The organism is Mesorhizobium sp. Cs1321R2N1 (assembly GCF_037179725.1).
Lineage (GTDB): Bacteria > Pseudomonadota > Alphaproteobacteria > Rhizobiales > Rhizobiaceae > Mesorhizobium > Mesorhizobium salmacidum.
On the sequence record NZ_JAPYKP010000034.1, the window covers coordinates 40,238 to 47,086 of the forward strand.

General features: G+C 64.2%; 7 protein-coding genes. All 7 read left to right on the forward strand.

Annotated features, from left to right (window positions below; translation table 11 throughout):
* The first annotated feature begins 15 nt into the window (after positions 1-15).
* Positions 16-912 carry a class II glutamine amidotransferase gene (locus O7A61_RS12040; protein ID WP_337129964.1) on the forward strand — a complete coding sequence of 299 codons (897 nt, stop codon included), beginning with the start codon at positions 16-18 and terminating at the stop codon, positions 910-912.
* Between the two features lie 4 nt (positions 913-916).
* The gene (locus O7A61_RS12045; protein ID WP_027142256.1) at positions 917-1,639 is read left to right on the forward strand and encodes a GXGXG domain-containing protein; all 723 of its coding nucleotides are present in this window, start codon (positions 917-919) and stop codon (positions 1,637-1,639) included.
* A 6-nt stretch (positions 1,640-1,645) separates the two neighbouring features.
* The gene (locus O7A61_RS12050) at positions 1,646-2,974 is read left to right on the forward strand and encodes an FMN-binding glutamate synthase family protein (RefSeq protein WP_337129965.1); all 1,329 of its coding nucleotides are present in this window, start codon (positions 1,646-1,648) and stop codon (positions 2,972-2,974) included.
* 32 nt (positions 2,975-3,006) lie between these two features.
* Positions 3,007-4,314: a type III glutamate--ammonia ligase gene (gene glnT, locus O7A61_RS12055; protein ID WP_027142255.1), complete on the forward strand. Its 1,308-nt coding sequence runs from the start codon at positions 3,007-3,009 to the stop codon at positions 4,312-4,314.
* 38 nt (positions 4,315-4,352) lie between these two features.
* On the forward strand, positions 4,353-5,606 hold the full coding sequence (locus O7A61_RS12060) for a sarcosine oxidase subunit beta family protein (RefSeq protein ID WP_337129966.1): 1,254 nt from the start codon (positions 4,353-4,355) through the stop codon (positions 5,604-5,606).
* 14 nt (positions 5,607-5,620) lie between these two features.
* Entirely contained in the window at positions 5,621-5,896 is a 276-nt protein-coding gene (locus O7A61_RS12065; RefSeq protein ID WP_337129967.1) for a sarcosine oxidase subunit delta, read from the forward strand.
* Positions 5,897-6,122: 226 nt separating this feature from the next.
* Positions 6,123-6,849, forward strand: a 727-nt coding sequence (locus O7A61_RS12070; protein WP_337129968.1) for a 2Fe-2S iron-sulfur cluster-binding protein, incomplete at its 3' end; no start/stop codon positions are given.

Consider the following 6,849-nt stretch of genomic DNA (forward strand, 5'->3'; position numbering starts at 1 on the left):
CGTCGGGAGGCTGACATGTGCGGAATCGTTGGACTTTTCCTGAAGGACAAGGCGCTGGAGCCGAAGCTCGGCGCTATGCTGTCGGAGATGCTGGTATCGCTCAGCGATCGCGGCCCTGACAGCGCCGGCATCGCCATCTATGGCGCGACATCAGGCAACGAGGCCAAGATCACCATCCAGTCGCCGAAGCCGGAACGCGATTTCCGCGGCCTGGACGCCGAACTCGCCAAGGCTCTCGGAGCGCCGGTGAGCATTGCGGTCAAATCGACACACGCGGTGGTCAGGACCACGCCCGACAAGGTCGACGCGGCGCGTGAAGCCCTCCAGTCGCTCAGGCCCGACATCCGCATCATGGGCGCCGGCGAAGCGGTGGAGATCTACAAGGAAGTCGGCCTGCCCGAAGCTGTCGTCGATCGCTTCGATGTCCGCAAGATGACCGGCACGCATGGCATCGGCCACACCCGCATGGCGACGGAATCGGCGGTGACGACGATGGGCGCGCATCCCTTCTCGACGGGTGCCGACCAGTGCCTGGTGCACAATGGTTCTTTGTCCAACCACAACAATGTCCGCCGCGAACTGGTGCGCGAAGGCATGAAATTCGAGACAGAGAACGATACCGAGGTGGCGGCCGCCTACCTTTCCTCGCAAATGGCCCATGGCAAGAACCTCGGCGAGGCACTGGAAGGCACGCTCTCCGACCTCGACGGCTTCTTCACCTTCGTCGTCGGCACCAAGAACGGTTTTGGCGTGGTGCGCGATCCGATCGCCTGCAAGCCCGCCGTGATGGCCGAGACCGACCAGTATGTCGCCTTCGGCTCGGAATATCGCGCGCTGACCAAACTGCCCGGCATAGACAATGCGAAGGTCTGGGAACCGGAGCCCGCAACCGTCTATTTCTGGGAGCATTGAGTTCATGCCGGCAACCTCCAAGGCAATGCGCGACAGCCATGCGCGCGTCTTCGACCTCGACGTCCTGTCGCTGCGCGAACTCAACCAGGCGCTGCACAATCTGGCTCCCGGCTCGAACGAGACGGCGTGGGAAGTGCTCAACCCGAAAGGCAGCCATTCGGTCGCCGTCGGCGTCGACCAGCCCGTCAGCATCGATGTGCGCGGCAGCGTCGGCTATTACTGCGGCGGCATGAATTCGGGCAGCACGATCACCGTGCATGGTTCGGCCGGCCCGGGCGTTGGCGAGAACATGATGTCGGGTTCCATCGTCATCAAGGGCGACGCCAGCCAATATGCCGGCGCCACCGGCAAGGGCGGGCTGCTGGTCATCGAAGGCAATGCCTCGTCGCGCTGCGGCATCTCAATGAAGGGCATCGACATCGTCGTGCACGGCAATATCGGCCACATGTCGGCCTTCATGGCGCAGTCCGGCAATCTCGTGGTTCTGGGCGATGCCGGCGACGCGCTGGGCGATTCCATCTACGAGGCGCGGCTCTTCGTGCGCGGCAAGGTCGACAGTCTGGGCGCTGACTGCATTGCCAAGGAGTTACGGCCCGAGCATCTGGAGTTGCTGCAGGGTCTGCTCGATCGCGCCGGCGTGACCGGCGTCAAGCCGTCGGAGTTCAAGCGCTACGGCTCGGCGCGCACGCTCTACAATTTCAATATCGACAACGCCGACGCGTATTGAGGCAGCATGACCTATCGCAACCCGCCGACGACGCCGCGCAAATCCGCGACCTTCGACGACTACACGCTTTCCGAAATCCGCCGCGCCGCGGCGACCGGCATCTACGATATCAGAGGTGCCGGCGCCAAACGCAAGCTGCCGCATTTCGACGATCTTCTGTTTCTCGGCGCCTCGATCTCGCGCTATCCGCTGGAAGGCTACCGCGAGCGCTGCGACACCTCAGTGGTGCTGGGGTCGCGGCATGCGAAGAAGCCGATCGAACTAAATATCCCGATCACCATCGCCGGCATGAGCTTCGGCTCGCTATCCGGCCCGGCCAAGGAAGCGCTCGGGCGCGGCGCGACGCTGTCGGGCACATCGACCACGACCGGCGATGGCGGCATGACCGAGGAAGAGCGCGGTCATTCCAAGCAACTGGTCTATCAATACCTGCCGTCGCGCTATGGCATGAACCTGCGCGACCTGCGCCGCGCCGATGCCATCGAAGTCGTCGTCGGCCAGGGCGCCAAGCCTGGCGGCGGCGGCATGCTGCTTGGCCAGAAAATTTCCGATCGCGTCGCCGAGATGCGGACGCTGCCGAAAGGCATCGACCAGCGCTCGGCCTCGCGCCACCCCGACTGGACCGGCCCGGACGACCTTGAGATCAAGATCCTCGAATTGCGTGAAATCACCGACTGGGAAAAGCCGATCTACGTCAAGGTCGGTGGCGCCCGCCCCTACTATGATACGGCACTCGCGGTGAAGGCCGGCGCCGATGTCGTGGTGGTCGACGGCATGCAGGGCGGCACGGCGGCGACGCAGGAAGTGTTCATCGAAAATGTCGGCCAGCCGACGCTCGCCTGTATCAGGCCGGCCGTGCAGGCGCTGCAGGATCTCGGCATGCACCGCAAGGTGCAGCTGATCGTCTCCGGCGGCATCCGCAACGGCGCCGATGTCGCCAAGGCGCTGGCGCTCGGCGTCGACGCGGTGTCGATCGGCACGGCGGCACTCGTGGCGCTCGGCGACAATGATCCCCGCTGGGAGGCGGAGTACAACGAACTCGGCACCACCTCAGGCGCCTATGACGACTGGCATGAGGGCAAAGACCCTGCCGGCATCACCACGCAGGATCCGGAACTGATGAAGCGGGTCGACCCCGTGGCCGCCGGGCGCCGGCTGGCGAACTATTTGAAGGTGATGACGCTCGAGGCGCAGACCATCGCCCGCGCCTGCGGCAAGAACAGCCTGCACAATCTCGAACCCGAGGACCTCGTCGCATTGACGATCGAGGCCGCCGCCATGGCCGGCGTGCCGCTGGCCGGCACCAACTGGATACCGGGAAAGAACGGCTTCTAGAACACATCCAAAGACATAAGCGAGGAACTATAATGGGGAACGATCTCGCCGCATTCGCCAAAGAGAACGGCGTCAAATATTTCATGATTTCCTACACTGACCTGTTCAGTGGCCAGCGCGCCAAGCTGGTGCCGGCGCAGGCGATCGCCGACATGCAGAAGGACGGTGCCGGCTTCGCCGGATTTGCCACCTGGCTCGATCTGACGCCGGCGCATCCCGACATGCTGGCGGTGCCGGATCCGGACTCGGTGATCCAGCTGCCATGGAAACCGGAAGTCGCCTGGGTCGCCGCCAACTGCATCATGGACGACAAGGAGGTCGGCCAGGCGCCGCGCAACACGCTGAAGCGGCTGATCGCCGAGGCAGCCGCCGACGGCATGCATGTCAAGACCGGCGTCGAGGCCGAGTTCTTCCTGATCTCGCCCGACGGCAAGGCGATCTCCGACGAATACGACACGGCTTCGAAGCCTTGCTACGACCAGCAGGCGGTGATGCGCCGTTACGATGTCATCGCCGAGATCTGCGACCACATGCTGGCGCTCGGCTGGGGCGCCTACCAGAACGACCACGAGGACGCCAACGGCCAGTTCGAGATGAACTGGGCCTTCGACGATGCGCTGCCCACCGCCGACAAGCACTCCTTCTTCAAGTTCATGGTCAAGTCGATCGCTGAAAAGCATGGGCTGCGCGCCACCTTCATGCCCAAGCCGTTCCAGGGCCTGACCGGCAATGGCTGCCATGCCCATATCTCGGTGTGGGACGAGACCGGCAAAACCAATGTGTTTGCCGACAACTCGATGGAACTCGGCCTCTCGGCCAAGGGCAAGAACTTCCTCGGCGGCATCATGAAGCATGCTTCGGCGCTGGCCGCGATCACCAATCCGACGGTCAATTCCTATAAGCGCATCAACGCGCCGCGCACCATTTCGGGCGCGACCTGGGCGCCGAACACGGTGACCTGGACCGGCAACAACCGCACCCACATGGTGCGCGTGCCGGGGCCGGGCCGCTTCGAGCTGCGCCTGCCCGATGGTGCCGCCAACCCCTATCTTCTGCAGGCGGTCATCATCGCCGCCGGGCTCGACGGCATCCGCTCCAAGGCCGATCCCGGCAAGCGCTACGACATCGACATGTACCAGCTCGGCCATACCGTCACGGATGCGCCGAAACTGCCGCTCAACCTGCTCGACGCGCTGCGCGAGTTCGACCACGACAAATCGCTCAAGGCGGCGCTGGGTGAGGAATTTTCGTCGGCATACCTAAAGCTCAAGCACCAGGAATGGAATTCCTATGCTTCGCACTTCACGCAGTGGGAGCGCGACCACACGCTGGATATCTGACCTCCAACGCGTAGGGCGAGCGGCCTTGGAATGATTTTATGAAATACTCGATCTTCTCGCTCGCCAGCGCCGCTCTTTCCGGCCACAAGAACTGGCAACGCACCTGGCGCGACGCCGCGCCGAAGGATCGCTATGACGTCGTGATCATCGGCGGTGGCGGCCATGGGCTGGCCACCGCCTGGTTCCTGGCCAGCGAGTTCGGCATCAAAAATGTCGCGGTGCTGGAAAAGGGCTGGATCGGCTCCGGCAATGCCGGCCGCAACACCACCATCATTCGCTCCAATTACGGCCTGCCCGGCAATACCGGCTTCTACGAATTGTCGATGAAGCTGTGGGAGCGGATGGAGCAGGACCTCAACTACAACGCGATGGTCAGCCAGCGCGGCGTCATCAACCTCTATCATTCCGACGCGCAGCGCGACGCCTATGCGCGGCGCGGCAACACCATGCGCATCAACGGTATCGACGCCGAACTGCTCGACCTGGCGGCGGTCAGGAAGATGATCCCGTTCCTGAATTTCGACAATGCGCGCTTTCCCGTGCAGGGCGGGCTGCTGCAACGGCGCGGCGGCACGGCGCGGCACGACGCCGTGGCCTGGGGCTACGCCCACGCTGCCAGCGAACTCGGCGTCGACATCATCCAGAACTGCGAAGTCACCGGCTTTGTCAGGGACGCCAACGGCAAGGTGACCGGCGTCGAGACGTCGCGCGGCAGGATCGGCGCCGGCAAGGTCGGCATGGCGGTGGCCGGCTCTTCGTCGCGGGTCGCTGCAATGACCGGCCTGCGGCTGCCGATCGAAAGCCATGTGCTGCAGGCCTTCGTCTCGGAGGCGATCAAGCCTCTCATTCCCGGTGTCATGACCTTCGGCGCCGGCCATTTCTATGTCAGCCAGTCCGACAAGGGCGGGCTGGTCTTCGGCGGCGACATCGACGGCTACAATTCCTACGCCCAGCGCGGCAACATGCCTGTCATGGAAGATGTCTGCGAGGGCGGCATGGCGCTGATGCCGATGATCGGCCGCGTGCGCCTGCTGCGCCAATGGGGCGGCATCATGGACATGTCGATGGATGGTTCGCCGATCATCGACAAGACACCGGTCGACGGGCTCTACCTCAACGCCGGCTGGTGCTATGGCGGCTTCAAGGCGACACCTGGCTCAGGCTTCGTCTTCGCCCATCTGCTTGCCCGCGATGAGTCGCATGAGGAGGCCGCCCGCTTCCGTCTCGACCGGTTCCGGTCTGGCGCTGTCATCGACGAAAAGGGCCAGGGCGCCCAACCGAACCTGCACTGAAGGCGGCTGGAACCATGCGCATCCCCTGTCCCTTCTGCGGCGAACGCGAACTCGGCGAATTCACCTATCTCGGCGATGCCAAGCCGATGCGGCCGGCACCTGGAGCATCGGAAGATGAGGTCTACGATTACGTCTATCTGCGCGACAACATCGCCGGCGTGATGGACGAGAACTGGTATCACGGCGGCGGTTGCCGGGCCTGGCTGAAAGTCACCCGCAACACGCTGACGCACGAGATTTCGGCGGTCGAACCAGCGGCAGGCGCCGGCGCTAGGCAGGTCGCGAAATGAGGTTTCCTATCGAACTCGGCGCTGCCCCTCACCTGCCGGCCGGCATCCTCTCCCCGTATAGCGACGGGGAGAGGGGCGCTGCCGTCGCCGGTTTCGCCAATCGCCAGCGTTGCAGGAAGAGAGCCAGCATCGCGGCCAGCCCCCTTCTCCCCGTCATTATACGGGGCGAAGTGCCCGGCAGGGCGATGAGGGGCGGCGCCGACTTTCCGATTGTGAGGCTTGCATCGTGACTTCCTTTCAATCCAATCGCCTCGCCGACGGCGGTCTCGTCGAGCGTTCGGCGCCGCTGAATTTCAGTTTCGACGGCAAGAGCTTCTCCGGTTTCAAAGGCGACACGCTTGCCTCGGCATTGGTTGCCAACGGCGTCAAGCTGGTTGGCCGCTCGTTCAAGTATCACCGCCCGCGCGGCATCCTGACCGCTGGGTCGGAAGAGCCCAACGCGCTGGTCGAATTGCGCAGCGGTGCACGGCGCGAGCCGAACACCAAGGCGACGACGGCGGAGCTCTATGAAGGGCTCGACGCCGCCAGCCAGAACCGCTGGCCGTCACTCGACTTCGACGTGATGTCGGTCAACCAGCTGTTCGCGCCGATCTTCGTCGCCGGCTTCTACTACAAGACCTTCATGTGGCCGGCGAAATTCTGGGAAGCGATCTACGAACCGGCGATCCGCCGCGCCGCCGGCCTCGGCCGCGCTGCTGGCATCGCCGATCCCGACCATTACGACAAGGCCTGGGCGCATTGCGACGTGCTGATCGCCGGCTCCGGCCCGACTGGCCTCGCGGCCGCCCTCGCAGCCGGCCGCAGCGGCGCCCGCGTCATCCTGTGCGAAGAGGATTTTGTCCTCGGCGGCCGCCTGCTTGCCGATGGCGGCATGATCGATGGATTGCCTGCCGCCGAATGGATTGCGCGAACGCTCAGTGAGCTTGCCGCCATGCCCGATGTCCGCATCATGA

Coding starts and splice junctions, on each gene's coding strand:
- O7A61_RS12040 (WP_337129964.1), top strand. CDS start 16: ATGTGCGGAATCGTTGGACTTTTCCTGAAGGACAAGGCGCTGGAGCCG.
- O7A61_RS12045 (WP_027142256.1), top strand. CDS start 917: ATGCCGGCAACCTCCAAGGCAATGCGCGACAGCCATGCGCGCGTCTTC.
- O7A61_RS12050 (WP_337129965.1), top strand. CDS start 1,646: ATGACCTATCGCAACCCGCCGACGACGCCGCGCAAATCCGCGACCTTC.
- glnT (WP_027142255.1), top strand. CDS start 3,007: ATGGGGAACGATCTCGCCGCATTCGCCAAAGAGAACGGCGTCAAATAT.
- O7A61_RS12060 (WP_337129966.1), top strand. CDS start 4,353: ATGAAATACTCGATCTTCTCGCTCGCCAGCGCCGCTCTTTCCGGCCAC.
- O7A61_RS12065 (WP_337129967.1), top strand. CDS start 5,621: ATGCGCATCCCCTGTCCCTTCTGCGGCGAACGCGAACTCGGCGAATTC.